At 66.4% G+C, this 23,693-nt stretch carries 21 protein-coding genes and 1 tRNA gene; 16 read left to right on the top strand and 6 right to left on the bottom strand.

Annotated elements, in window-relative coordinates:
- The first annotated feature begins 9 nt into the window (after positions 1-9).
- On the top strand, positions 10-1,692 hold the full coding sequence (aroKB, locus tag AM586_RS17140; RefSeq protein ID WP_257791521.1) for a bifunctional shikimate kinase/3-dehydroquinate synthase AroKB: 1,683 nt from the start codon (positions 10-12) through the stop codon (positions 1,690-1,692).
- Positions 1,689-2,828, top strand: a complete 1,140-nt coding sequence (locus AM586_RS17145; RefSeq protein ID WP_047826079.1) for a deoxyguanosinetriphosphate triphosphohydrolase — start codon at positions 1,689-1,691, stop codon at positions 2,826-2,828. The genes aroKB and AM586_RS17145 overlap by 4 nt, the downstream gene beginning before the upstream one ends.
- A gap of 84 nt (positions 2,829-2,912) precedes the next feature.
- Here AM586_RS17145 and mutY read toward each other — a convergent pair whose 3' ends face one another.
- The 3 genes from mutY to mutM are packed head-to-tail and all read right to left on the bottom strand — an operon-like array spanning position 2,913 to position 6,835.
- Positions 2,913-4,028: an A/G-specific adenine glycosylase gene (gene mutY / locus AM586_RS17150; RefSeq protein WP_047826078.1), complete on the bottom strand. Its 1,116-nt coding sequence runs from the start codon at positions 4,026-4,028 to the stop codon at positions 2,913-2,915.
- Complete coding sequence (locus tag AM586_RS17155) at positions 4,025-5,980, bottom strand: dynamin family protein (RefSeq protein ID WP_047826077.1); 1,956 nt, start codon at positions 5,978-5,980, stop codon at positions 4,025-4,027. The genes mutY and AM586_RS17155 overlap by 4 nt, the downstream gene beginning before the upstream one ends.
- 21 nt (positions 5,981-6,001) lie before the next feature.
- Positions 6,002-6,835, bottom strand: coding sequence for a bifunctional DNA-formamidopyrimidine glycosylase/DNA-(apurinic or apyrimidinic site) lyase (mutM, locus tag AM586_RS17160; protein WP_047826076.1), 834 nt, complete (start codon positions 6,833-6,835; stop codon positions 6,002-6,004).
- A 174-nt stretch (positions 6,836-7,009) separates the two neighbouring features.
- On the opposite strand from mutM, the gene AM586_RS17165 reads away from it, so the two are divergent.
- The 7 genes from AM586_RS17165 (at position 7,010) to pth (ending at position 13,124) form a co-directional block, all read left to right on the top strand.
- Entirely contained in the window at positions 7,010-8,776 is a 1,767-nt protein-coding gene (locus AM586_RS17165; protein ID WP_229411235.1) for a tetratricopeptide repeat protein, read from the top strand.
- Between the two features lie 93 nt (positions 8,777-8,869).
- Positions 8,870-9,484: an outer membrane lipoprotein LolB gene (locus tag AM586_RS17170; RefSeq protein ID WP_047826074.1), complete on the top strand. Its 615-nt coding sequence runs from the start codon at positions 8,870-8,872 to the stop codon at positions 9,482-9,484.
- A 1-nt stretch (position 9,485) separates the two neighbouring features.
- Positions 9,486-10,361, top strand: a complete 876-nt coding sequence (gene ispE, locus AM586_RS17175) for a 4-(cytidine 5'-diphospho)-2-C-methyl-D-erythritol kinase (protein WP_060566624.1) — start codon at positions 9,486-9,488, stop codon at positions 10,359-10,361.
- A 77-nt stretch (positions 10,362-10,438) separates the two neighbouring features.
- A tRNA-Gln gene (locus AM586_RS17180) sits at positions 10,439-10,515 on the top strand.
- Positions 10,516-10,670: 155 nt separating this feature from the next.
- A complete protein-coding gene (locus tag AM586_RS17185) occupies positions 10,671-11,621 on the top strand; it encodes a ribose-phosphate pyrophosphokinase (protein ID WP_047826072.1) in 951 nt (316 codons plus the stop codon).
- Between the two features lie 195 nt (positions 11,622-11,816).
- Entirely contained in the window at positions 11,817-12,404 is a 588-nt protein-coding gene (locus AM586_RS17190) for a 50S ribosomal protein L25/general stress protein Ctc (protein ID WP_047826071.1), read from the top strand.
- 135 nt (positions 12,405-12,539) lie between these two features.
- Positions 12,540-13,124 carry an aminoacyl-tRNA hydrolase gene (gene pth / locus AM586_RS17195; protein ID WP_047826070.1) on the top strand — a complete coding sequence of 195 codons (585 nt, stop codon included), beginning with the start codon at positions 12,540-12,542 and terminating at the stop codon, positions 13,122-13,124.
- 75 nt (positions 13,125-13,199) lie between these two features.
- On the opposite strand, the gene AM586_RS17200 is transcribed toward pth, so the two are convergent.
- Positions 13,200-14,645, bottom strand: coding sequence for an HD domain-containing phosphohydrolase (locus AM586_RS17200; protein WP_229412934.1), 1,446 nt, complete (start codon positions 14,643-14,645; stop codon positions 13,200-13,202).
- Positions 14,646-14,689: 44 nt separating this feature from the next.
- Here AM586_RS17200 and AM586_RS17205 point away from each other — a divergent pair, with 44 nt between their 5' ends.
- Complete coding sequence (locus AM586_RS17205) at positions 14,690-15,172, top strand: GNAT family N-acetyltransferase (RefSeq protein WP_060566628.1); 483 nt, start codon at positions 14,690-14,692, stop codon at positions 15,170-15,172.
- Here AM586_RS17205 and AM586_RS17210 read toward each other — a convergent pair.
- Positions 15,169-17,034: a DUF3857 domain-containing transglutaminase family protein gene (locus tag AM586_RS17210; protein WP_060567149.1), complete on the bottom strand. Its 1,866-nt coding sequence runs from the start codon at positions 17,032-17,034 to the stop codon at positions 15,169-15,171. The genes AM586_RS17205 and AM586_RS17210 overlap by 4 nt on opposite strands.
- Positions 17,035-17,141: 107 nt before the next feature.
- Between AM586_RS17210 and AM586_RS17215 the strand changes: the two genes are divergently transcribed.
- The 3 genes from AM586_RS17215 to AM586_RS28175 all read left to right on the top strand — a co-directional run bounded on the left by AM586_RS17215 (position 17,142) and on the right by AM586_RS28175 (position 19,756).
- On the top strand, positions 17,142-18,242 hold the full coding sequence (locus AM586_RS17215; RefSeq protein ID WP_060566630.1) for a hypothetical protein: 1,101 nt from the start codon (positions 17,142-17,144) through the stop codon (positions 18,240-18,242).
- Between the two features lie 71 nt (positions 18,243-18,313).
- Entirely contained in the window at positions 18,314-19,405 is a 1,092-nt protein-coding gene (ychF, locus tag AM586_RS17220; RefSeq protein ID WP_060566631.1) for a redox-regulated ATPase YchF, read from the top strand.
- A 186-nt stretch (positions 19,406-19,591) separates the two neighbouring features.
- Complete coding sequence (locus AM586_RS28175) at positions 19,592-19,756, top strand: hypothetical protein (protein WP_162600556.1); 165 nt, start codon at positions 19,592-19,594, stop codon at positions 19,754-19,756.
- 12 nt (positions 19,757-19,768) lie between these two features.
- On the opposite strand, the gene AM586_RS17225 is transcribed toward AM586_RS28175, so the two are convergent.
- Complete coding sequence (locus AM586_RS17225) at positions 19,769-20,671, bottom strand: LysR family transcriptional regulator (RefSeq protein ID WP_060566633.1); 903 nt, start codon at positions 20,669-20,671, stop codon at positions 19,769-19,771.
- Between the two features lie 127 nt (positions 20,672-20,798).
- On the opposite strand from AM586_RS17225, the gene AM586_RS17230 reads away from it, so the two are divergent.
- From AM586_RS17230 to AM586_RS17240, 3 genes are read left to right on the top strand one after another with little or no spacing between them, the layout of a single operon-like run.
- Positions 20,799-22,175, top strand: a complete 1,377-nt coding sequence (locus AM586_RS17230; RefSeq protein WP_052234511.1) for an MFS transporter — start codon at positions 20,799-20,801, stop codon at positions 22,173-22,175.
- Positions 22,176-22,192: 17 nt separating this feature from the next.
- Positions 22,193-22,639: a heme-binding protein gene (locus AM586_RS17235; protein WP_052234510.1), complete on the top strand. Its 447-nt coding sequence runs from the start codon at positions 22,193-22,195 to the stop codon at positions 22,637-22,639.
- Positions 22,636-23,688, top strand: coding sequence for an amidohydrolase family protein (locus AM586_RS17240; protein WP_052234509.1), 1,053 nt, complete (start codon positions 22,636-22,638; stop codon positions 23,686-23,688). Before AM586_RS17235 ends, AM586_RS17240 begins: the two co-directional genes overlap by 4 nt.
- Positions 23,689-23,693 lie beyond the last annotated feature (5 nt).

Here is a 23,693-nt window from a genome sequence, read left to right on the forward strand (position 1 = left end):
TCGACAATAGTGCCTCACTGCAAGAACAACAACATCTTCCTGGTCGGCCTGATGGGCGCCGGCAAGACCACCATCGGACGCCTGCTGGCGCGCCGGCTGGGCATGCACTTCGTGGATTCCGACCATGAGATCGAAGCGCGCACCGGCGCCTCGGTACCGTGGATCTTCGAGATCGAAGGCGAGCCCAGCTTCCGCCGGCGCGAGGCCGACATGATCCGCGAGCTGACGGCCGCCAGCGGCCTGGTGCTGGCCACCGGCGGCGGCGCCGTCCTCAACCCCGAAAGCCGGCGCCTGCTGGCCGAGCGCGGCACCGTGATCTACCTGCGCGCCAGCGTGAACAGCATCCTGCAGCGGACGTCGCACGACAAGAACCGCCCACTGCTGCAGACCGCCGATCCGCGCAAGAAGCTCGAAGACCTGACCGCGCAGCGCGAGCCCCTGTATCGCGAGATCGCCGACCTCGTCATCGATACCGGCCGGCCTAACGTACAATCGATGGTTCAGACAATCCTGGACCAGCTGGCCGCGATCGATGCGGCGCGCCAGCGCACCAAGCCACGCACAAACATGAACGAACAAGCCTGTATCTCTCTTAACGTCGACCTGGGCGAACGCAGCTATCCGATCCTGATCGGACGCGGCCTGCTGGACGACGGCGCGCTGCTGACCCGGCACATCGGCGCCGGCGGCGGCAAGATCGCGATCGTCACCAACACCACGGTCGCACCGCTCTACCTGGAAAAGGTGGCGGCGCCGCTGCGCGCCAGCGGGCGCGAGGTCGTCAACATCGTGCTGCCGGACGGCGAAGAACATAAAAACTGGCACAGCCTGAACCTGGTGTTCGACGCCCTGCTGGAACACAAGTGCGACCGCAAGACCACCCTGGTGGCGCTGGGTGGCGGCGTGATCGGCGACCTGACCGGCTATGCGGCCGCCAGCTACATGCGCGGCGTGCCCTTCGTGCAGATCCCGACGACCCTGCTGTCCCAGGTCGATTCCTCGGTAGGCGGCAAGACCGGCATCAACCACCCGCTCGGGAAGAACATGATCGGCGCCTTCTACCAGCCGCGCGCCGTGATCGCCGACACCGCGACCCTCGACACGCTGCCGGACCGCGAACTGTCGGCCGGCCTGGCCGAGGTGATCAAGCATGGCGCGATCCTCGACTTGTCCTTCTTCGACTGGATCGAGGAGAACATCGGCAAGCTGGTCGCGCGCGACCACGCCGCGCTGGCGCACGCGATCCTGCGCTCCTGCGAGATCAAGTCCGACGTGGTGCGGCGCGACGAACGCGAAGGCGGCCTGCGCGCGGTGCTGAACTTCGGCCACACCTTCGGCCACGCGATCGAGAATGGCCTGGGCTACGGCGAATGGCTGCACGGCGAAGCGGTCGGCTGCGGCATGGTCATGGCGGCCGACCTGTCGCATCGACTCGGCCTGCTCGACGCCGCCAGCGCGCTGCGCGTGCGCCGGCTGGTGAAGGCGGCCGGGCTGCCGGTGGTCGCGCCGGACCTCGGCGCCCAGCGCTGGATCGAGCTGATGGAAGTCGACAAGAAGAACGAGGGCGGGGCGATCAAGTTCATCCTGCTGAAACCGCTGGGCAGCCCGAGCATCACCGGTGCGCCGCAGGAGCAACTGCTGGCGACATTGGCGGCCTGTGTCGGCGCCCCCATGGAGAAAAACTCACGATGATCGATTTCGACGCCCACCTGGCACCTTATGCGGCGCACTCGTCGAAGTCCCGTGGGCGTCGTCATCCGGAACCGGCCGCGGGCTCGCGCAGCGAGTTCCAGCGCGACCGCGACCGCATCATCCACTCCACGGCCTTCCGCCGGCTCGAATACAAGACCCAGGTCTTCCTGAACCACGAGGGCGACCTGTTCCGCACGCGCCTGACGCACTCGATCGAAGTGGCCCAGATCGCGCGCACGCTGGCGCGCAGCCTGCGCCTGAACGAAGACCTGGTCGAAGCCACCGCGCTGGCGCACGACCTCGGTCACACGCCCTTCGGCCACGTCGGCCAGGACGTGCTGAACGAATCCATGAAGGACTACGGCGGCTTCGAGCATAACCTGCAGAGCCTGCGCGTGGTCGACCAGCTCGAAGAGCACTACGGCGCCTTCGACGGCCTGAACCTGACGTTCGAAACGCGCGAAGGCATCCTGAAGCACTGCTCGCTGACGAATGCGCGCCAGCTCGGCGAGCTTGGCCAGCGCTTCATCGACAAGCAGCAGCCCAGCCTGGAAGCCCAGCTGACCAACCTGGCCGACGAGATCGCGTACAACAACCACGACATCGACGACGGCCTGCGCTCCGGCCTGCTGACCATGAAGCAGATGGAGGAGGTCGAGCTGTTCGCCCGCCTGCACCATCAGGTGGTGCAGCAGTATCCGGGCCTGCCGGGCCGGCGCGAGCTGTACGAGACGATCCGCCTGATGATCACGGCCATGACGGCCGACCTGGTCGAGGAATCGTGCCGGCTGCTGAAGGAAGCGGACCCGAAGGACATCGACGCGGTGCGCACCAGCCCGCCCTTGATCCGCTTCTCGCCGAAGATGCGCGAAGAGACCACCGCCCTGAAACGCTTCCTGTACGCGAACCTGTACCGCCACTACAAGGTCAACCGCATGCGGGTGAAGGCCAGCCGCATCGTGCGCGAGCTGTTCGACGCCTTCATGACGGATCCGGTGCTGCTGCCCTTCGACTACCAGGTGGCGGGCGGCGACACTCTGAAGCAGGCGCGCAAGATCGCAGACTATATTGCGGGGATGACGGATCGGTATGCGATCCGGGAGCACAAGCGGATCTTCTCACTGGATGAACTGTAATCAAACCGGGGTCAGACTCCGATTTTTGGAAATATCCCAAGGGATTTTGCCAAAATCGGGAGTCTGACCCCGGTTTGTTTTAAGTCAAGCGAATAGCGACGGCTGCCCGAGCTGCCCCAGCAGTTTCTTGACCGGCGCCGGCAGTGCGGCGGCCTCGATGTCGGCCAGGTTCCACCATACATAGCCGGCCGGGATCTCGCCGCGCGATTCCAGCCCGATCCGGTAGGGATGGATGTGCAGCTTGTAGTGCGTGAACCCGTGCTCCAACGGCAGCAGCGCTTCCGTCTCCGCGACCGCGCCGAACTTTTCCCCGGCTTCGGCAGCGGCGCCCAGCTCGAGTTCTTCTTCGTCCAGCGCCACGTGCCCGTCCACCTCCGGCAGCGACAACAAGCCTCCCCAGATCCCGCTGCCGGGCCGCTGCTCGAGCAGCACTTGGCCCTGGTCGATCACGACCAGCATCTGCGCGCGCTTTTCCGGCGTCGCCTTCTTCGGTTTGCGCACCGGCAGCTCGGCGGTGCGGCCGGTGGCGCGGGCCACGCAGCGGTCCTGCAGCGGGCAGCGGCCACAGTCGGGTTTCGAACGCGTGCACAGGGTCGCGCCCAGGTCCATCAGGCCCTGGGTATAGGATTCGATGCCGTCGCCGCCTGCCGGCAGCAGCGCCTCGGCGCGGCGCCACAGCGCATCCTCGACCGGTTTCAGGCCCGGGTACTGGTCGATGCCGAACACGCGCGCAAACACGCGCTTGACGTTCCCATCCAGGATCGCGGCCCGGGCGCCGCTCGAAAACGCGGCGATGGCGGCCGCGGTCGAGCGGCCGATGCCGGGCAGCTCGGCCAGCAGCGCCGGATCGCTCGGGAACACGCCGCCATATTCGGCGACCACGCGCCGCGCGCAGGCGTGCAGGTTGCGCGCGCGGGTGTAGTAGCCGAGGCCTGCCCAGTACGTCATCACGTCTTCCACCGGCGCCTCGGCCAGTGCGGCCACGGTGGGGAAGCGCTCCAGGAAGCGCGCGTAATAGCCCAGCACCGCGGTGACCTGGGTCTGCTGCAGCATGATCTCCGACAGCCAGATCCGGTAGGCATCGCGCGTGTTCTGCCACGGCAGGGCGTGGCGGCCGTGCTGGCGCTGCCAGTCGATCACGGCGCGCGAGAAGCCCGGGTCGGCCAGCTCGCTCACATCAAATTCAGTCAATCTCTTCATGCTACTTCCAATGTATGGGGTGACCCCGCCTGCGCTGCCGGCGCCGCGTCCAGCGCCGCATCGAGCACCCGCGTCACCGCACCCGACAGCAGCGCCAGTTTCGCCTTGACCTGCTCGAGCTCGCGCTGGGCCAATTCGAAGGCGGCGATTTTCTGTTCCAGGCTCTCGGTGGCGTCGTGGATGCGCTGGATCGAGGACTGGCGATGGCGCAGCTGCTCGCGGTGCTGGCGGATCTGCGCTTCCAGCGGCGCCATGATCACCTTCAGCCAGGCTTCGACGTCCGCATTCGCGGCGCGGAAAGTGTGCTTGATGCGCGCGGCGATGGTGTCGACGAAGCGCTCGAGCAGGGCGCCGCGGCTGGTGATCAGGAGGGTCGCGGTGCCGGACTGCTTCTGCCAGATCGCTTCGATGGCATCGATCTCGCTGCGGTAGCGCGCCAGCGACAAGGCCATCGGCATGGCCAGCGCCAGGCCGTGCTCGGCCGAGAACCGGCGGTACATGGTGTCCATCATCGCGCCGATCTCGCCGATCTTCGCGCTCGATGCGTCGAGCCTGGCGCGCGCCTGCTCGAAGAACTCACGCACCGGCGCGCGCATGCCGGTGGCGAAGCGCACGCCTTCCATCGCCGCGCGCACGGTCTCGACCTGTTGCTGCACCAGGTCCATGCCGATGCTGCTGTACAGCTCCGTCGAGAGCGTGGCGAACACGGCGCGCGTGCCCTGCAGCTTGAACAGGCTGGCGTCGAATTCCTTCTTCTCCATCTCGACGCGGCGCATCATGTGGGCGATCACGCCCTGGTTCTTGCCGCGCAGGCTTTGCAGCTCCTGCAGCTGCTCGACCAGGTCGCGGATGCGCGTGCCCAGCAGCGCCTGCTGGCCGGCGGTGATGGCTTCCATGTCTTCGCGCAGCTGGCGGCGCAGGATGTCCTGGCGCGCCGGGATCAGTTCGTTGAACAGGGCCGATTCGAGCAGCTTGACGCGGCTCTTCTCGAACAGCGCCATGTCGCCGGTCACGCGCCCGACCAGGCCTTTCTGGGCCGAGACCGGGAACACCTGCGATTCCTCCAGGCCGAGCAGCTGGGCCGCATTCGCCTGCTGGCGCGCGATCGCGGCCTCGTTCTCCTGCGGCGTGCGCAGCTCGTCCCACAGGGCGTCGATCTTGTTGAGCACCACGATCCGGCCCGGACCGGCGCCGATGTGGGTGCGCCAGACTTCGATGTCGCTCTTCGTCACGCCGGTCTCGGCGGCCAGGATGAACAGCACCGCGTGCGCATTCGGGATCAGGTTCAGGGTCAGTTCCGGCTCGGTGCCGATCGCGTTCAGGCCCGGGGTGTCGAGGATCACCAGGCCCTGCTTCAGCAGCGGATGCGGGAAGTTGATCAGGGCATGCCGCCATTGCGGAATCTCGACCAGGCCGTCATCGCCGACCGTGCCCGCCAGGTCCGGATCTTCCGGATCGTACAGGCCGTAGCTGCGCGCCTCGCCGGCGTCGACGCGGCGTGTCAGGCTGACCTGGCGGAAGGTCTCGATCATGCGCTCGGGCGAATCGAGGTCGAGCGGCAGCGCGGTCCAGGCCGCCGGATCCTCGCGGTAGTCGCTGGTGGCCAGGCGCTGGGCGCGGGTCTCGATCGGCAGCAGGCGGATGCAGGGCGGCAGCAGCGGATCCCAGGCCAGCTCGGTCGGGCACATGGTGGTGCGGCCCGGGCTGGACGGCACGATGCGCTGGCCGTAATCGGCAAAGAAGATTGCGTTGATCAGCTCGGATTTCCCGCGCGAGAACTCGGCCACGAAGGCGACCGACAGGCGGTCGTCGCGTACGCGGGCGAGGGCGCGCGCGAGGCGCTGCTCGGCGGCCGCGTCGAGCAGCTCGGCGGCCTGGACCCAGCCGCGGTATTGTTCGAGCGTCTCGGCGACGCTGGCGCGCCAGGCGCCGTACTGTTGAATATCTTGCATGTTGTGCCGCCTTTCTTGGCCTTACCGCTGGCAGGTTGCACAGTAGAACGTGGAGCGCTGGCCCTGGGTGATCTGGCGGACCGGCGCGCCACAGTTGCGGCAAGGCACTCCTGCACGATCATAGACGAAATATGTCTGCTGGAAATATCCGGATTGACCATTTACCGCAATAAAGTCACGCAAGGTGCTGCCGCCCTGCACGATGGCGGCGGCCAGGATCTCGCGGATGGCCTCGGCCAGCTTGTCGTAGCGCGCGCGGCTGATGCGCGAAGCGGCTGTCTTCGGGTTGATGCCGGCGCGGAACAGACTCTCGCAGGCGTAGATATTGCCGACCCCGACCACGATGTCGCCGGCAAGCAGCACCTGCTTGATGGGCGCGTTGCGGCGCCTGGTTTCCCGATGCAGCAGGGCGCCCGAGAAGCCGTCCTCGAGCGGCTCGACGCCCAGGCCGCGCAGCAGCAGGTGCTGTTCGAGTTCGCCGTCGTCGTTGCCATGCCAGAGCACGGCGCCGAAGCGGCGCGGATCGTGCAGGCGCAGCACGCGCCGGCCTTCGGGGCCGCGCACCACCAGGTCGAAGTGGTCGTGTTTCTTCAGCTCGACGCCTTCCGGCAGCACCCGCAGGTGGCCGGACATGCCGAGGTGGACGATCAGCGTGCCGTGCTCGAAATGGATCAGCAAATACTTGCCGCGCCGGCTGGTCGACAGGATCTGGCGGCCGGCCAGCAGCTCGCTCAGGTTCGGCGGGAAAGGCCAGCGCAAACCCTCGCGCCGCAGCACGACCTGTTCGACGACGCGGCCTTCCAGGTGCGGCGCGACGCCGCGCCTTGTCACTTCTACTTCTGGGAGTTCAGGCATAGATCAGCTGAAATGAGCAATGAAGAACAGAGGAAAAGTATGTAAATTCGTGTTGCAACGGCGCACGCGAGGAGGGCGTTAAGCGTAGAATCGGTCAATCTTGTCAATGCGGGATCGACCTTGAAAAACACTTTCGCCATTGTAACTCTCTCGGCCTTGTTATCTGCATGCGCTGTGGCGCCCAAACAGCAGCCGCCCCAGGCCGCCGCCGACAAGGCCGACCGGCCGCTCCTCGCCGCCGAGGCCCAGCGCGGATCGGGCGCCGATCGTGCCGCCGGCGAAGCTGCCCAGGACAACGCGAAGCAGGGCGAAGAGCAACTGCCGAACGTGAAAATGACACCCCAGATGATGACCCAGCTCATGAATGCCGAGCTGGCCTTCAAGAAGGGCGACTGGCAGGGCCCCTACCTTACGCTGATGAGCCTGGCCCAGCAGACCAGGGATCCGCGCCTGGCCAAGCGCGCCGCCGAGATGGCGCTGTCGGCCAAACAGGCCGACGACGCGCTCGCCGCGGTGAAGCTGTGGCGCCAGTACGCGCCCAACTCCGACGAGGCCAACCAGTACTATCTGGGGTTGGTGGTCCTCTCTGACAACCTCACCGAAGCAGAAAGTGCGCTGAAGCAGCGCCTGGCCGATGCGACGCCGGGCGCGCGCGGCCTGGTGATGTTCCAGATACAGCAGCTGGTGATGCGCGCCAAGGACAAGGAAGCGGGCCTGGCCATGCTCGACCGCCTGGTGGCGCCCTACGGCAACATGATGGAAACCCATGTGGTGCTGGCCCAGTCCGCCCTCGCACGCGGCGCCAAGGAAGACGCCGTGCGCGAAGCCCGCGCCGCGCTGCAGATCAAGCCCGATTCCGAGATCGCCATCCTGACCCTGGCCCAGGTGACGGAAGGCGACGAGCAGTCCGCCAAGGTGCTGTCCGACTTCCTGGCCGCCCATCCGGACGCGAAGGAAGTACGCACGGCCTATGCCCGCATGCTGGTCAACGCCAAGCAGTACGACGCGGCGCGCCGCGAATTCCTGGCGCTCGATAAGGCCCAGCCGAACAACCCGGGCACCCTGTACGCGCTCGGCATCCTGTCGATGCAGACCAACGACAACAAGAGCGCCGAGCAGTATTTCACCCATTTCGTCGAGGTCATGGAAAAGGCCTCGGACGAGGAGCGCGATCCGTCCAAGGCGGTGCTGATCCTGTCCCAGCTGGCCGAGGAGCGCGGCGACATTCCCGCCGCGCTGTCCTGGCTCGACCGCCTCGACACGCCCGATCCGAAGATCCAGTTCGGCGCCGACCTGCGCCGCGCCCAGCTGACCGCCCGGCAGGGCGACCTGCCGGGGGCCCGCAAGCTGCTGGGCACGCTCAAGCCCGAGGATCCGGCCGAACAGGCCCAGGTGGTGCTGGTCGAGGCCCAGCTGCTGCGCGACGCCGGCAAGAACCAGGACGCCTACAAGCTGATGGAGCAGGGCCTGAAGCGCTTCCCGGACAACACGGACTTCCTGTACGACTTCGCGCTGATGGCCGAAAAGATGGGCAAGACCAGCGTGATGGAAAAATCGCTGCGCAAGGTGATCGCCAAGGCGCCCGACAACCAGCACGCCTATAATGCCCTCGGCTATTCGCTGGCGGACCGCAACGTGCGCCTGAAGGAAGCCTATGCGCTGATCGAGAAGGCCCAGAAGATGGCGCCGCTTGACCCCTTCATCATGGACAGTATGGGCTGGGTGCAATATCGCATGGGCAAGCTCAACGAAGCCGAAGCCCAGCTGCGCAAGGCTTACGAGATCCGCAGCGACCCGGAAATCGCCGTCCACCTGGGCGAAGTGCTGTGGAAAAAGGGCCAGCACGACGACGCCCGCAAGCTGTGGCGCGAAGCGCGGGCCAAGGATCCGAAGAACGATGCGCTGAAGAGCACGCTGACGCGGCTGCGCGCTTCGCTCTGAACCCGCTTAACCCAGGTCGCTCCCCCTTAACCAAGGTCGCCCCCGCTTAACCAACGTCGCCCCCGCGAAGGCGGGGGCCCAAGTTTCTCACCGATGCCGATTCCTCATTCCATCCGCCTGCTCGCAGCCGCCACCGTCGCCTTTGCCCTGGTCGGCTGCGCCACCCCCACCGCCAACCTGTCGACCGCCCCGGTCGGCGCCTACCGCGACACGATTGACCTGAACGGCAGCATCGCGGTGAGCTACCAGAAGGCCGATGGCCAGCCGGACAGGCTGACCGGACGCTATACCTGGACCCAGCGTCCGGGCCGCGTCGATGTGTCGCTCGCCAGCCCCTTCGGCACGACCGTGGCCGAGATCAGCGTTACGCCGGACTCGGCCACGCTGACCCAGCCCAACCGCGCGCCGCGCACGGCGCAGGATATCGACGCGCTCACCCGGCAAACGCTTGGCTGGCCGCTGCCGGTGGCCGGCCTGCGCGACTGGCTGCAGGGCTACGCGACCGATGCCCAGGGCAAGCGCTTTGCCGCTTCGCCCGCGAATAACACCGTGTTCACGCGCGACGGCTGGAACCTGCGCTTCAAGGAGTGGCAGGACAAGCCGGGGCCGGGCGGGGCGCCGATGCCGAAGGCCATCCAGGCCGGACGCGGCGCCACCGCGAACAGCGGCGAGCTGTCGATCAGCATCTCGATCCTGCCGGAAAGCTGAGATGGCCCTGACTTCGCTGCATGGCTGCCCGGCGCCGGCCAAGCTCAACCTGTTCCTGCACGTCACCGGCCGCCGTCCGGACGGCTACCACCTGCTGCAATCGGTGTTCCAGCTGATCGACCACGGCGACACCCTCGACTTCGACTTGCGCAGCGACGAACGCATCGTGCGCGTCAGCGATGTGCCCGGCGTGCCGGAAGAGCAGGACCTGATCGTGCGCGCCCTGCGTGCGCTGCAGGCCGAATACCGGCGTCGCCATGGCCGGCTGCCGCCCGGCATCGACGTGCGCATCGACAAGCGCTTGCCGATGGGCGGCGGCCTGGGGGGCGGCTCGTCCGACGCCGCCACCGCCTTGATGGCCGCGAATGCCCTTTGGCAAGCCGGTCTGAGGGATGCCGAGCTGATGGCGATCGGTCTGCCGCTGGGCGCCGACATCCCGTTCTTCCTGTTTGGCGAGACCGCCTTCGCCGAGGGCGTGGGCGAAGCGCTGCAGGCGGTGCCGGGTCCGGATTGCTGGTATGTGGTGATCGAGCCGGGCGTCACGGTGCCGACCGCTGCAATTTTCACGGCGCCCGATTTGACAAGAAACACGAAACCCATTACAGTAGCGGACTTCCTAGGGCGCCAAGCCTTAAGAAATGATTTGCAGGACGTGGCCACCCGCCTGTTCCCGCCGGTAGCAGAGGCGGTCGAATGGTTGAGCGGCCATGGAGCGGCCAGGATGACTGGCTCCGGAGCGTGTGTGTTCAGCGCGTTTTCCAGCGAGCAAGAAGCAGAGCAGGTACTGAAGAAGGTGCCGGCGAAGTGGATAGCGTGGAAAGCAAAGTCGCTAACGAAACATCCGATGAAATCGCTCTTGCAAATCAACGAGTTGTAGAATAAAATTTTGCCTGTCAGCGCAACGGCAACATAGTCGAAGCGTAGATCAGCAAGATGCAGTACAAGTTTCAGTGTAGGGGAATCGCCAAGCTGGTTAAGGCACCGGATTTTGATTCCGGCATACCAAGGTTCGAATCCTTGTTCCCCTGCCAAAGTTTTTGCCTGAGCTGCGGATGACTAGTGCTCCAGCAGGCAAGTGAAGTGGAGCCGCCTAGAGCGGCCCATTTTTTTTGTAGTCCAAGCGTTAATCTTCTTGTATTAACGGCTTTTCAGTTCTTTCAACGCTCTTACTCTTCTGGGACTCCCCATGGCTTACGAAAACCTGATGGTTTTTACCGGCAATGCCAATCCGGCGCTAGCAGAAGGGGTCGCAAAAAACCTCGGCATTCCTCTTGGCAAGGCCGTGGTCTCGAAGTTCTCCGACGGCGAAGTAATGGTCGAAATCAATGAGAACGTTCGTGGCAAGGACGTCTTCGTTCTGCAATCGACCTGCGCTCCCACCAACGACAGTCTGATGGAAATCATGCTGATGGTCGACGCTCTCAAGCGCGCATCGGCAGGCCGCATCACTGCGGCGATTCCTTACTTCGGCTATGCCCGCCAGGACCGCCGTCCGCGCTCTGCGCGTGTCGCGATCTCGGCCAAGGTCGTTGCCAACATGCTGCAGGAAGCCGGCGTGGAACGTGTGCTGATCATGGATCTGCACGCCGACCAGATCCAGGGCTTCTTCGACATTCCGGTCGACAATATCTACGCATCGCCGATCCTGCTGGGCGACCTGCAGAAGCGCAACTACGACGACCTGCTGGTCGTGTCGCCGGACGTCGGCGGCGTGGTGCGCGCCCGTGCGCTGGCCAAGCGCCTCGGCTGCGACCTCGCGATCATCGACAAGCGCCGTCCGAAGGCGAACGTGTCGGAAGTCATGAACATCATCGGTGAAGTCGAAGGCCGCAACTGCGTGATCATGGACGACATGGTCGACACCGCAGGCACCTTGACCAAGGCCGCTGAAGTCCTGAAAGAGCGTGGCGCCAAGAAAGTCGTGGCGTACTGCACGCACCCGGTCCTGTCCGGCCCGGCAATCGAGCGCATCACGAATTCGCCGCTGGACGAGCTGGTCGTTACCGACACCATCCCGCTGAGCGAAGCCGGCCGTGCCTGCGGCAAGATCCGCCAGCTGACCAGCGCACCGCTGCTGGCCGAAACCTTCAAGCGTATCGTGAAGGGCGACTCGGTCATCTCGCTGTTCGTCGACTAAGCTGCACCGTTTCAAACGCGGCGCGCCTGGCTGAAAAAGCCGGCGCGCCGTTGACACATCAGGCATCACAGAATTTCTTGAGTGCGTAGCAATGCGCTCAATCCATGGAAGCCCCTGGTCGCGGGGGCGTCCACCACCCGGGTAAGCGGGCCGGAACTGTCCGGCATTCGAACCCACTTTATTTTGGAGTTTCACATGAAAGTAGTCGCATTCAAACGCGAACAGCAAGGTACCGGAGCGAGCCGCCGCCTGCGCAACGCTGGCCAGACCCCTGGCATCATCTACGGTGGCGCCGCTGCCCCGGAACTGATCGCCGTCGACGGCAACGCGTTGTACCACGCGCTCAAGAAAGAAGCATTCCACGGCGCCGTCCTGGATCTGGAACTGGATGGTCAGCCTCAGCAAGTCCTGCTGCGTGACTTCCAGATGCACGCATACAAGCAGCTGGTCCTGCACGTCGACTTCCAACGCGTCGATGCATCGCAAAAGATCCACACCAAGGTCGCCCTGCACTTCGTCAACGCCGACGTCTCGCCGGCAGTCAAGCTGAGCGGCGCCATCGTGTCGCACGTGCTGAACGAGCTGGACGTGACCTGCCTGCCGGGCCAACTGCCGGAATTCATCACCGTCGACCTGAGCAAGCTGGAAGCCGGTCAATCGGTGCACGTGTCCGACCTGACCCTGCCGGAAGGCGTGAGCATCGTCGCCCACGGCAAGGACCAGACCGTCGCCACCTCGTCGATCCCGCGCGGTGCTGCTACTGCTGAAGCTGCTGCTGAGTAATTCGGCTGCGCTGCCGCTCTTCGCGAGTGGTTGATGAAAAACCCGCCCGACCCTGGTCCGGCGGGTTTTTTGTTTCTTGCTCAGGTATGCGCGGTTTTCCGCGATAATCGAGCTTTACGATTTGATTGACGCTTTATGCACATCCGCCTGATCGTCGGCCTCGGCAACCCCGGCCCGGAATATGAACAAACCCGCCACAACGCCGGCTTCTGGCTGGTCGACAACCTGGCCAACACCTTGCCGAGCTGCCGCCTGCAGCGCGAATCGCGCTTCAACGCGATGGTCGCCAAGACCTCGATCGCGGGCAAGGAGGTCTGGCTGCTGGAACCGCTGACCTTCATGAACCGCTCCGGCCAGTCGGTGGGCGCGCTGGCGCGCTTCTTCAAGATCGCGCCGGAAGAGATCCTGGTCGTGCACGACGAACTCGACCTGCCGCCCGGCGCGGCCAAGCTCAAGCGCGGCGGCTCCTCGGGCGGCCACAACGGCCTGAAAGACATCACCTCGGCGCTCGGCACCCAGGACTACTGGCGCCTGCGCCTCGGCATCGGCCACCCGCGCACCCTCAACCTGCAGCAGAACGTGGCCGATTTCGTCCTGCACCGCCCGCGCCGCGAGGAGCAGAGCCTGATCGAGGAAGCGATCGACAAGTCGCTGCGCATCATCCCGATGGCCTGCGAGGGCAAGATGAACCAGGCCACGATGCAGCTGCACACCGATTAATGTAGGGTGGGCACTCCCGTGCCCACGCGGAAGCCAGCGGGTTACTTGCGTCACGCGTGGGCTCGGGGAGTCCACCTACGAAATCAGGCCGCGGCTCAAGGCCTTCAAGGTTGCCGCCGGGCGCGAACCCGCATCGAGCTTCTGGAAGATATTGTCGACGTGGGTCCGTACGCTGGCCGGGCTGATCTTCATGGCGCGCGCCGCTTCGCGGCTCGTCTCTCCCAGGCTGATGTGGCGCAGCACCTCGATCTCGCGGGCCGACAGCAGGGCGTCGCGCACTTCGCGGCCCTGGCCGCGCTTCGGCGCCATCGCGCGCGCGGCCTCGAGGACGGCGGCCACCGCCTGGCGGTCGAAGCGTCCCGCGCCGGCCTGCGCGACCAGCAAGGTCCCGGCGGCCGCTTCGCCATGGGGCGGACGCCAGGGCCGCGGCGAGCACATCGCCGTGTAGGCGGCGGCCACCGCCAGCACCCGTTCCTGCATGCCGATCGCCTCGCCACGCGCCTTGCGGAAGTAACCGCTGCCGTCCAGGCGTTCGTAGACGAAGGAAGCCAGGGTCGCATCCTGGGCGATGGCGGGCACCTGGGCGCCGGCGCGCGCCGTCCAGAACGGCACCTTTCTCACCTGGTCCCAGTCGAGGACGCCCAGCTTGCCGGGCCGCTGCCAGACCGCGTTCGGCACCGCCACCCGCCCGATCCCGTGCAGCAGGGCAGCCCGCACCAGCGGCTTTTCCTCGAGCGCGATCAGGCCGGCCGGGACCGCGCTGCGCCGGGCCAGCTCCGCCACCCGGCGCGAATAGCCGGCCAGCCAGGGCAGCTTCAGCTCGATCACGTCGGCGACGATGGTGAGCGGGACGCGGCGGTCGTGCCCCGCATAGTTGGCGGCGCAGGAGGGTTCGTCGAGCGCATCGAGCCAGTCCTTGGCGTGCGGCAGGAGGCGCTGCACCAGGGTTGCCGGATACTTGACGCCGGCCCGCTCGCCGATCAGCCGCAGCGCGCCGTCCGTGCCATGGGCCGGCGCCAGCACCTCGAGGTCGCCGGCCAGGCGTACGTAGAACACGGCGCGCGGGATGTTCGGCGCGAACAGTGCATCCTGCATGTCGCCGCGGTGGTGGCTGCCGAACAGCTGGCGCAGCGCTTCCTCGACCTCGCTGGACAGGCGGAGCAGGGCGGCGATGTCGCCCGCGACCTCGCACTGCATCTGGGCCAGCGGCAGCACGTTGGGTAGAGTCAGGTTGGGATTGCCGGACAGGGTGCGCGTTACCATCGCATGGCGGCCGAGGACGTCGTCGCCCAGCAGGTTGGCAAAGCCGGCCGCGGTCGCCGTGCTGCCCGACCAGCGCAGCAAGCCGACCAGGCGGGTGCTGGTGCAGGCATCCGCGGCATCGCCGTTTTCTTCCGCCAGGCGCGCAGCCAGGCGCGCCGTCCGCACCGAATGGTCGGACGGCAGGCCCATGCTCAGGTCGCCGACCATGGCCAGCACCTGCACCGCATCTTCCACGCTGATGGTTTCGTCGAGTTGCATGGTCATAATGTAACGGCCAACAAGAGAGTCAACAAGGAGCACGCATGAAGAGAAGCATCAGGCGTTACCGCCCGGACGACCGCAAGGCGGTGCTGGCGGCCTTCCGCAGCAATGTGCCGGACCATTTTCCGGCCTCCGAAGAGGCCTGGCTGCGTTCGGCGCTGGACGAGCCGGACGGTCCGTTCTTCGTCGTGGTCGAGGGGAAGGAGGTGGTGGCCTTCGGCGGCTACGAACTGTCGGATTTCTACGACCTGGGCACGCTGGTGTTCGGCCTGGTGCGCGCCGACCGCCACGGCACGGGCATCGGCCGCATGCTGCTGGCGTACCGCCTGCTGCACATGGCGGGCCGCAAGCTGAGGCCGCGCTGGGTGACGGTCGACACGCACGCGCACACGGCCGGCTTCTTTCAGCGCTGCGGCTTCGAGATCCTGGCGCGCTGGCCCGGCGGCTACCGCTCGGGGCGGGAGCGGGTCGACTTGCGTTTCGAGCTGACCGACGAGGCGGTCGACCGGCTGCGCGCCGGCTAGCTGCCCGACACCACGATCTGGCTGCGCAGGTCGCGCACGATACGCTCGAGCGCGGGCTGCATGGCGCGGAAATCGTCCGGGGTGCAGGTGGCGCGGCCGTGGCGGAAGCTCAGGCGGCGCCTGACCACGACCTGGTTGCCGCGCCGCGTGTAGCTGGCGCGGTAGACGATGCCGCCGTCCATCAGGCTTACGGGACGCGGCAGGGCGAGGATGCGCACCTCTTTCGGGAAGCGGAATCCGGTCTCGTCATCGATGTCGATGGCGGGACAGACGAACTCCTGGCGCCGCTCGCTTTCCTGGCTCAGGTTGAGGACGGCTTCGCCGAGTCCGCCCCAGAAGTCGTAGGTGGTGGCCAGGGCGCTCGGCCCGGGCAGGTCGAGGAAGCCTTCGCTGGTGCCGGAAAAGGAGATCCGCACCTCGTCGCCATTGCCGCCGCCATCGCCTGGGACGGCATCGAACACGCCGCGGCTCTTGCGGCCCACGGCCTGCAGCATGCGCAGGGCGAACGCGTCGCGTTCGGCCTGGCGCGAGTCGCGCAGCGCGGTGCGGTAGGGCTCGGCCATCACGCCGCTGGCCGTCTTGCTGAGCCGGAAGCTGCTGCGGCCATCGCGGCGGATGTCGAACCAGGTCGTGGTGCGGTTGCGCTCCGGCTGCAGGATAGGCGTCATCGCGAAGCCGCCGGTCTTCAGCAGCAGCACCGGCTTGCCGAGCAGATTGGCGGACAGGTAACCCGCGCCCACCGTTTCCGCGGTCGGGTCGAGGTAGAGGTCGAGGCCGGGTACCCAGGTGATCATGTGGTTGAGCACGCCCAGCGTCGGCGTCTCCGGCAGGCGGTAGGCGTTGCCGCTGTTGACCAGCGCGCCCGTACTGTCGATGCCGACCGCGGCCAGCAGGGCTTCGAGCAGCACCGCGTGGTCCTTGCAGTCGCCGTAGCGGTTCTCCAGCACGGTCGATGCCGCATGCGGGACCACGCCGCCGGTGCCCATGTACAGGCCGGCATAGCGGATGTTGTGCCGGACCCAGTCCGACAGCGCCAGCGCGCGGGCGCGCGTGTCCGGCAGTCCGGCCGTGAGCTGGCGCGCCAGGGCGGTGATCGCCGGCGACGGATTCGCCTTGCCGGCGGCGCCGGTGCGGAAGGCGCGGGCGAAGGCGGCGTAGTCGGGGAAGGTCGATACCGCCAGCCGCTTGCCGTAATCGAGGTAGCTGACCGAGCCGGCTTCGAGGCGCTCGTTGTCGCCGTTCACGTAGCGCCACTGGTAGCGCCGGCGTCCGGGCGGACTCTCTCCCGGCACCGGCACGAAGCCGACCGCATCCGCATGCAGCGGCATCGAGGCCGGCATGTCGTAGATCAGCAGGAAGTTCCGGTTGAAGTAGAAGGGCGAGGTCGACAGGTCTTCGAAATGGCCGGGAAACAATGCCGCCCTGCGCCGCAGCACATAGCGCACCACCAGCTGGTCGCCCACCGCCGCCTCGGGAAACACGACGACCTTCAGGCGCGTGTCCTGGAACATTGGCGCCTCGCCGGACGCGGCGGCGGCTTCCTGCTGGTCCTGGACCTGGCCCGGCTGCACCGGCACGCGGCGCCCGTCCGGCTTCTGCGTCCAGGCCTCGAGACTCAGTACCTCGTCCAGTGTGCGGTTGTAGCTGATCGTGTACTGGCCATGGGCGCGCAGGGCGCGCGGCTGGACGATGGTCTTGGCATGGTCGACGCTGAGCTGGTAGCTGCCGTCGGGCTCGACCACGTAATGCTGGATGCTGCGGTCGACCACGACGCCCGGATCGGTGCCGGTATCGCGCGCCAGGACCTGTCCACACGTGAACAGGATCCACAGGCATAGCAAGGCGCAATATCGACGAGGCATGCGGGTCTCGGAGGCATCCAATGAAAACGCGATCGGACCATGTTACGCAGGCCTACCTTGTGATCCTTGAGCCAACACAAGCACGCTCTTCCTGCGATAATTTCGGGATGAGTGCACTCACTTTCCACGCCGGGCCGCTGGCCCTGGCGCAGATCCGCGCGCATGGCCTGCGCGCCCGGGACGTCGCCGTCGTGCCCGCCGCGGCCGGCGGTCCCAAGGGACTGGTCTTCCGTTCGCTCGACCAGTGGGTGTTCGGCGAATGGTTCCCACCCGCGCCGCGCGAGCGCACCCTGATCGGTTCCTCGATCGGCGCCTGGCGCATGGCTGCCGCCTGCCAGCGCGACCCGGTGAAAGCCTTCGCGCGCCTGGGCGAGCTGTACAGCGGCCAGCGCTACACCAGTACCAAACCGTCGCCGGAACAGATCGACGAGGTCGTGCAGGGGCTGTTGAACGAACTGGTGCGCGGCCACGAGGACGACATCGTCGGCCATCCCTGGTACCGCCTGCACCTGCTGACCGTGCGCGGCAAGCGGGCGCTGGAGGCGCCTGGGCACCGGTATGCGGAAATGAAGGGATTCGCGGCGGCGGCCCTGCACAACCTGGCCTCGCGCGACCGCCTGGCCCAGCTGATGGACCGGGTGGTGATCGGCGACGTGCGCAGCGCCGCCCCCTGGCTGCGCGAACCGTTCGACAGCTTTGCCACCCATTTCTCGCCCCTCACGCGCGACAACCTGGCGGCCGGCCTGCTGGCTTCCGGCACGCTGCCGATGCTGATGAAGCCGGTACGCGACATTCCAGGGGCGCCGCCGGGACATTACTGGGACGGCGGCATCATCGACTACAACCTGGCGCTGCCTTATGCCCGCCTGGCGGCGCAGGACGCCGGCTCGATCGTGTTCTACCCCCACTTTTCCGAACACATCGTGCCGGGCTGGCTGGACAAGGCGCTGCCCTGGCGCCGCGCCGCGCGTGGACCGAACCGCGGCTGGCTCGACAATGTGCTGATCGTGGCGCCGAGTCTTGAATTCCTTGGCAAGCTGCCGCGCGGGAAACTGATCGACCGGAGCGACTTCAAGTACTACGGGCTGAACCACGATGCGCGGATCCTGGCCTGGAAGCAGGCGATGGATGAGGGCGAACGGCTGCGCGACGAGTTTGCGGCGTTTGTGAACAAGCCGGATTTGTCGCGGATTCGTCCGCTTTCATGAGGCATTTGCGGTCTTCGAGGGCCAGCAGAGGTACAATACGAGGTTTCGTAATTCGACCCTGAAAGCTTCCCATGAGTCTCAAATGCGGCATCGTCGGCCTGCCCAACGTCGGCAAGTCCACCCTGTTCAACGCCCTGACCAAGGCCGGCATCCCGGCTGAAAACTATCCGTTCTGCACCATCGAGCCGAACGTCGGCGTGGTCGAGGTGCCGGATCCGCGCATCGACCAGCTCGCAAGCATCGTCAAGCCGGAGCGCATCGTCAAGGCCATCGTCGAGTTCGTCGACATCGCGGGCCTGGTGGCCGGCGCCTCGAAAGGCGAGGGCCTGGGCAACCAGTTCCTGTCGCACATCCGCGAAACCGACGCCATCGTCAACGTCGTGCGCTGCTTCGAAGACCCGAACGTCATCCACGTGGCCGGCAAGGTCAGCCCGATCGACGACATCGAAGTGATCCAGACCGAGCTGGCGCTGGCCGACATGGGCACCGCCGAGAAAGTCCTGCACCGCGAGCAGAAGAAGGCGCGCGCCGGCGACAAGGACGCGATCAAGCTGTGCGCGATCATCGAAAGGCTGCTGCCGCACCTGAACGAAGGCCAGCCGGTCCGCACCCTGGGACTGGACGCCGACGAGATGGAACTGATCAAGCCGCTGTGCCTGATCACCTCCAAGCCGGCCATGTTCGTCGCCAACGTCTCGGAAAGCGGCTTCAAGGACAATCCGCTGCTCGACCAGCTGACCGAGTTCGCGAACAAGCAGAACGCCCCGATCGTCGCCATCTCGGCCGCCATCGAAGCGGAAATCGCCAACCTCGACGACGAAGACAAGAAGGCCTTCCTGGACGACATGGGCATGGAAGAGCCGGGCCTGGACCGCCTGATCCGCGCCGCCTTCAAGCTGCTGGGCCTGCAGACCTACTTCACCGCCGGCGTGAAGGAAGTACGCGCCTGGACCGTGCCGATCGGCGCTACCGCCCCGCAGGCGGCCGGCGTGATCCACACCGACTTCGAACGCGGCTTCATCCGCGCCCAGACCATCTCCTTCGACGACTACGTGGCGCTGAAGGGCGAGGCGGGCGCCAAGGAAGCGGGCAAGATGCGCGCCGAAGGCAAGGAATACATCGTCAAGGATGGGGATGTGCTGAACTTCCTGTTCAACGTCTAAGCATGCTGTCGGAATCCCGCTGATTCCGATAAACAACAAACGCCCCGGTCTCCTCTGGAACCGGGGCGTTGTCTTATCCGCGATTGGCCGGCTGAGAAGCGTGATACCGGGCCCATCAATCGTGTGCCGATGGATTCTTTTTCCGTCCTGGATTAGATTAAGAAAAAATTGTGCCGAGGTGATGCCATGCTGAACCTGCTCAACGATTTCGAACCCAGGCTCGTTTTGCATGCGGGGGTACTGATATTGGGATTGGCCACCTTCGTCGGCCTGATCCTGTACACGCAGTGTCCGCGCTGCGGCTGGCTCGAGTGGATCAGCGATCGCTCGGCGTCCGACGACGCGGAATGAGGCCGGGCCCTTTCAGTCCTCGAACAGGGTCTTGACCATCTGCCGGAACCAGATGTTTGCCGGATCCGTGTGCGCCACGGTATGCCAGTGCTGCATCAGGTGGAAGGAGGGCGGCTGCAGCGGCAGGTCGAGCAGCTGCACCTTGGCCAGGCTGGCGAACACGTGGCCGATGTCGCGCGGGACGGTGGCGATCAGGTCTGAACTGGAAATGATCGTCAGCAGGCTGGCGAAGTGCGAGAGTTCGGCGCGCACGTCGAGCTTGATGTTCTTCGAATGCAGGAACTGCTCGAACAGGTGGGTCCGCCCCGCCGGACGCACGAGCGCATGCGACTCGCGCAGGAACTCGTCGCTCGTCAGGCTGCCCCGGATGCGCGGGTGGTCGGCGCGCACCATGCAGACGAATGAATTCTTGAACAGGCGCTGCTGGTAAAAGCCCGGCTTCGCCAGGTCCGGAAAGTAGCCGATCGCCAGGTCGGCCAGGCCAAGCTCCAGCGCCTCGCCCGCGCCTTCCGAGGAAATCGCCATCGAGCGGATCGCGATCCGCGGCGCATGCGTCTGGGCGTAGGCCAGGATCTTCGGGACGAACACGGTTTCCCCGATGTCCGGCGTAATCACCGTGAATGTGCGGCTGGCCGTCGCCGGATCGAAGGCCGGCTGTTGCAGCACGTCCAGGCGCACCATCTCCAGAATCCTCTTCACCGGCTCCGCCAGTTGCAGGGCGCGCGGCGTCGGCCGCATGCCATGACCGGTGCGGACGAACAGCGGGTCGCCCAGCTGGGCGCGCATCTTCGCCAGGGCCGCGCTCATGGCCGGCTGGCTCAGGTCCAGCGCATGGCCGGCGCGCGTCACGCTCTGGTGCTGCAGCATCGCATCGAACACCACCAGCACGTTCAAATCCAGGTCTGCGATATTCAAATTTTGGATTCCTAAAATCGAGAAAAGCGGCTTTTCCGATTATTGGCGCGAACGTACCATAAGTCAATCGATGCAAAAAATAGATGGGCCTGCGACACGAGCGCTGCGCCCGCAAAGGAGACTATCAATGGCAGCAAGCTTCGACGTGCGCGAAGAAATCGAAGGGGCCGAGATCAGCAGCTTTCACTGGAAGCTGGGAGCACTGATCGGCGTCATCATGTTCTTCGACGGCTATGAACTCTTCAACGCAGCCTATGCGATTCCGCTGATCCTGAAATCCTGGCGCCCGCTGCCCTCGCAGATCGGCATGATGTTGTCGAGCGGGATCGTGGGGCTGTCGATCGGCTCGGTGCTGCAAGGCCTGCTGGCCGACCGGCTGGGGCGGCGCAAGGTCATGCTGTGGGCCCTGTATGGCCTGGGCCTGGCCAGCCTGCTGCTGGCGGCCGTCGCCGGCAATCCTCTGCAATTCGCCGGCTTCCGCCTGTGCCTGGGCACGGCCCTGGGCATGATCACGCCGCTGACCATCTCCTACATCAATGAATGGGCGCCGCGCCGTACCGCCAACGTCTACACCATCTGGGTGTTCCAGCTGGGTTTCAGCCTGGGCGGCATCATGGCCGGTTTCGCCGGCGCCTTCCTGGCCACGCGCTTCGGCTGGCCGGCGATCTATTACGCCGGCGCGGCCTCGCTGCTGGTCGCCGTCGCCGCCCAGTTCCTGTTGCCGGAATCGGCCCAGTACCTGGCGACCAGGCGCGACTTCGACGGCATCGGCCGCGTCCTCGGCCGCCTGCGCCCTGAACGCAAGCAGCTGTACGAAGGCGCCGTGTTCACGACCACCGCGACCCGCCATGCGGCGCCGGTCAGGGTCCTGCTGCAGGCGCCTTACCGGACCCGCACCATCGTGGCCTGGCTGTCGGGCGCCCTCAGCCTGTTCTGCGTCCACGGCCTGACCGGCTGGCTGCCGACGCTGCTGGTGCAGCGTGGCGAAGCGCTGTCCTCGGCCGCGACCTACGGCGCCCTGATCATGAGCGCGGCCCTGTTCGGCGGGATCGGCAGCGGCTGGCTGGCCGACCGGACCCGCAGCCGGGTCACCGCCATGGTCGTGTGGTGGTTCATGGCGGCCCTGGCCATGCTGGCCCTCAGCCATGCGCACGGCACCCTGATGATGATGGTGCTGGTGGCCGCCGCGGGCTTTTTCGTGTTCGGCGGCCAGTCGGTGCAGAACAACTATATCGCGATGATCTACCCGACCGAGGTGCGCAGCACCGGGGTCGGACTCGCGGTCGGCATCAATCGCGTGGGCGGCATGCTGGGCCCCGTCGTCATCGGCCTGGTCAAGTCCTACGACCCCGATCCGACCTACACCTTCTACGTGCTGGCCGCGGCCCTGCTGCTCGCCTGTACCTCCTTCCTGCTGGTGCGGGGCGAGCGCCGCGATGGAGACGAGCCGGCCGCGCGTCCCATCGACCCGGCCGCCGCCCAGGCCTCGCTGGCAAACGACTGACTATTCGGAGATCAAGAATGAGCGAAGCTCACAACAACGCGTCAGGCCTGAGCCTGGCCGAAGCCAACGCGATCGTGGCCGCTGCGCTGGCGGCCGCACGTGCCGACGGCCTGCCGCCGATGGCCGTGGTGGTGCTGGACGCTGCCGGCCATCCGGTGGCGCTGCAGCGCGAAGACGGCGCGACGATGCTGCGCACCGATATCGCCCTCGGCAAGGCCTATGCCGCCGCCGGCATGGGCGTCGCCACCCGCGTGCTGCATCAGCGCGCCCAGGACAATCCCGTGTTCTTCAATGCGCTTGCCTCGTCCAGCCAGGGCAGGTTCATTCCACAGACCGGGGCGGTGGCGATCCGGCGCGCCGACGGCACGCTGGTCGGGGCAGTCGGCGCCAGCGGCGGCACCGGCGCCCAGGACGAGGCGATCTGCGCGGCCGGCGTACGAGCGGCCGGGCTGGAGCAGGCATGAGCACCGCGCACCAGCATACGCCCGGCTGCGGCTGCGGCATCGACGTCCATGCGCACGTGATTCCCCATGACCTGCCGCGCCATATCGGCAATGCACTGCCGGCCGGCTGGCCCTCGATGGCGCCGGCCCATGCCTGCCACCGCCACGTGATGATCGCCGGGAAGGTGTACCGCACCGTATCCGAGCGGGCCTGGAGTCCGAGCCGCCGCATCGAAGACATGGCGACCATGGACCTGGCGGTCCAGGCGATCTCGCCGATGCCCGAACTGCTGTCGTACTGGATGGAAGCGGAGGCGGCAAGCCAGCTGCTGCGCTACATGAACGAGCAGATCGCGGAGATGGCCGCGCTGTCCGGCGGACGCCTGGTCGGCATGGGCGCGGTGCCGCTGCAGGACCTCGACCTGGCGCTCGGGGAACTCGACTACGTGGTCGACAGGCTGGGCTTCAGGTCCATCGAAGTGGGCAGCAATATCAACGGCAAGGCGCCCGGTTCGCCCGAGTTCATTCCCTTTTTCGAGGCCTGCGCGGAGAAAGGCGTCGCCGTGTTCGTGCACGCGCTCAAGCCGGCCGGTACCGAGCGCCTGGTCGGACCGGAAAAACTGCTGCCGGCGCTGGCGTATCCGACCGACGTCGGCCTCGCCGCAGCTTCCGTGTTGAGCTCGAACCTGGTAGGCCGCCTGCCGGCGCTGAAGATGGCGTTCAGCCATGGCGGCGGCACCCTGGCCTCGCTGCTGCCGCGCCTGGAGCAGGCGCGCAAGGTGTTCCCGGCGCTGCTGGACGCCATGCCCGCCAGCCCGTCGGAACAGGCGCGCCGGCTGTTCTACGACACCCTGGTGTTCGACGCGCCGACCCTGCGGCACTTGATCGATCGCTTCGGCGACACCCAGCTGATGATCGGTACCGACTACCCGTTCGCTTTCCACGACGCGCGCCCCGTCGCCAGCATCGCCGAGGCGGTGAGCGACGCGCAGGTGCGCGAGCGGCTCGTGACCCATAACGCGGCGCGCTTCCTCGGCCTCGAAGCCGGCGCCGCCGTTCCCAACGCTTAAGGAGT

This window comes from Massilia sp. WG5 (assembly GCF_001412595.2).
In the GTDB taxonomy this organism is placed as follows: Bacteria; Pseudomonadota; Gammaproteobacteria; order Burkholderiales; family Burkholderiaceae_D; genus Telluria.

Coding starts and splice junctions, on each gene's coding strand:
- AM586_RS17145 (WP_047826079.1), top strand. CDS start 1,689: ATGATCGATTTCGACGCCCACCTGGCACCTTATGCGGCGCACTCGTCG.
- mutY (WP_047826078.1), bottom strand. CDS start 4,028: ATGAAGAGATTGACTGAATTTGATGTGAGCGAGCTGGCCGACCCGGGC.
- AM586_RS17155 (WP_047826077.1), bottom strand. CDS start 5,980: ATGCAAGATATTCAACAGTACGGCGCCTGGCGCGCCAGCGTCGCCGAG.
- mutM (WP_047826076.1), bottom strand. CDS start 6,835: ATGCCTGAACTCCCAGAAGTAGAAGTGACAAGGCGCGGCGTCGCGCCG.
- AM586_RS17170 (WP_047826074.1), top strand. CDS start 8,870: ATGCCGATTCCTCATTCCATCCGCCTGCTCGCAGCCGCCACCGTCGCC.
- ispE (WP_060566624.1), top strand. CDS start 9,486: ATGGCCCTGACTTCGCTGCATGGCTGCCCGGCGCCGGCCAAGCTCAAC.
- AM586_RS17185 (WP_047826072.1), top strand. CDS start 10,671: ATGGCTTACGAAAACCTGATGGTTTTTACCGGCAATGCCAATCCGGCG.
- AM586_RS17190 (WP_047826071.1), top strand. CDS start 11,817: ATGAAAGTAGTCGCATTCAAACGCGAACAGCAAGGTACCGGAGCGAGC.
- pth (WP_047826070.1), top strand. CDS start 12,540: ATGCACATCCGCCTGATCGTCGGCCTCGGCAACCCCGGCCCGGAATAT.
- AM586_RS17200 (WP_229412934.1), bottom strand. CDS start 14,645: ATGCAACTCGACGAAACCATCAGCGTGGAAGATGCGGTGCAGGTGCTG.
- AM586_RS17205 (WP_060566628.1), top strand. CDS start 14,690: ATGAAGAGAAGCATCAGGCGTTACCGCCCGGACGACCGCAAGGCGGTG.
- AM586_RS17210 (WP_060567149.1), bottom strand. CDS start 17,034: ATGCCTCGTCGATATTGCGCCTTGCTATGCCTGTGGATCCTGTTCACG.
- AM586_RS17215 (WP_060566630.1), top strand. CDS start 17,142: ATGAGTGCACTCACTTTCCACGCCGGGCCGCTGGCCCTGGCGCAGATC.
- ychF (WP_060566631.1), top strand. CDS start 18,314: ATGAGTCTCAAATGCGGCATCGTCGGCCTGCCCAACGTCGGCAAGTCC.
- AM586_RS28175 (WP_162600556.1), top strand. CDS start 19,592: ATGCTGAACCTGCTCAACGATTTCGAACCCAGGCTCGTTTTGCATGCG.
- AM586_RS17230 (WP_052234511.1), top strand. CDS start 20,799: ATGGCAGCAAGCTTCGACGTGCGCGAAGAAATCGAAGGGGCCGAGATC.
- AM586_RS17235 (WP_052234510.1), top strand. CDS start 22,193: ATGAGCGAAGCTCACAACAACGCGTCAGGCCTGAGCCTGGCCGAAGCC.
- AM586_RS17240 (WP_052234509.1), top strand. CDS start 22,636: ATGAGCACCGCGCACCAGCATACGCCCGGCTGCGGCTGCGGCATCGAC.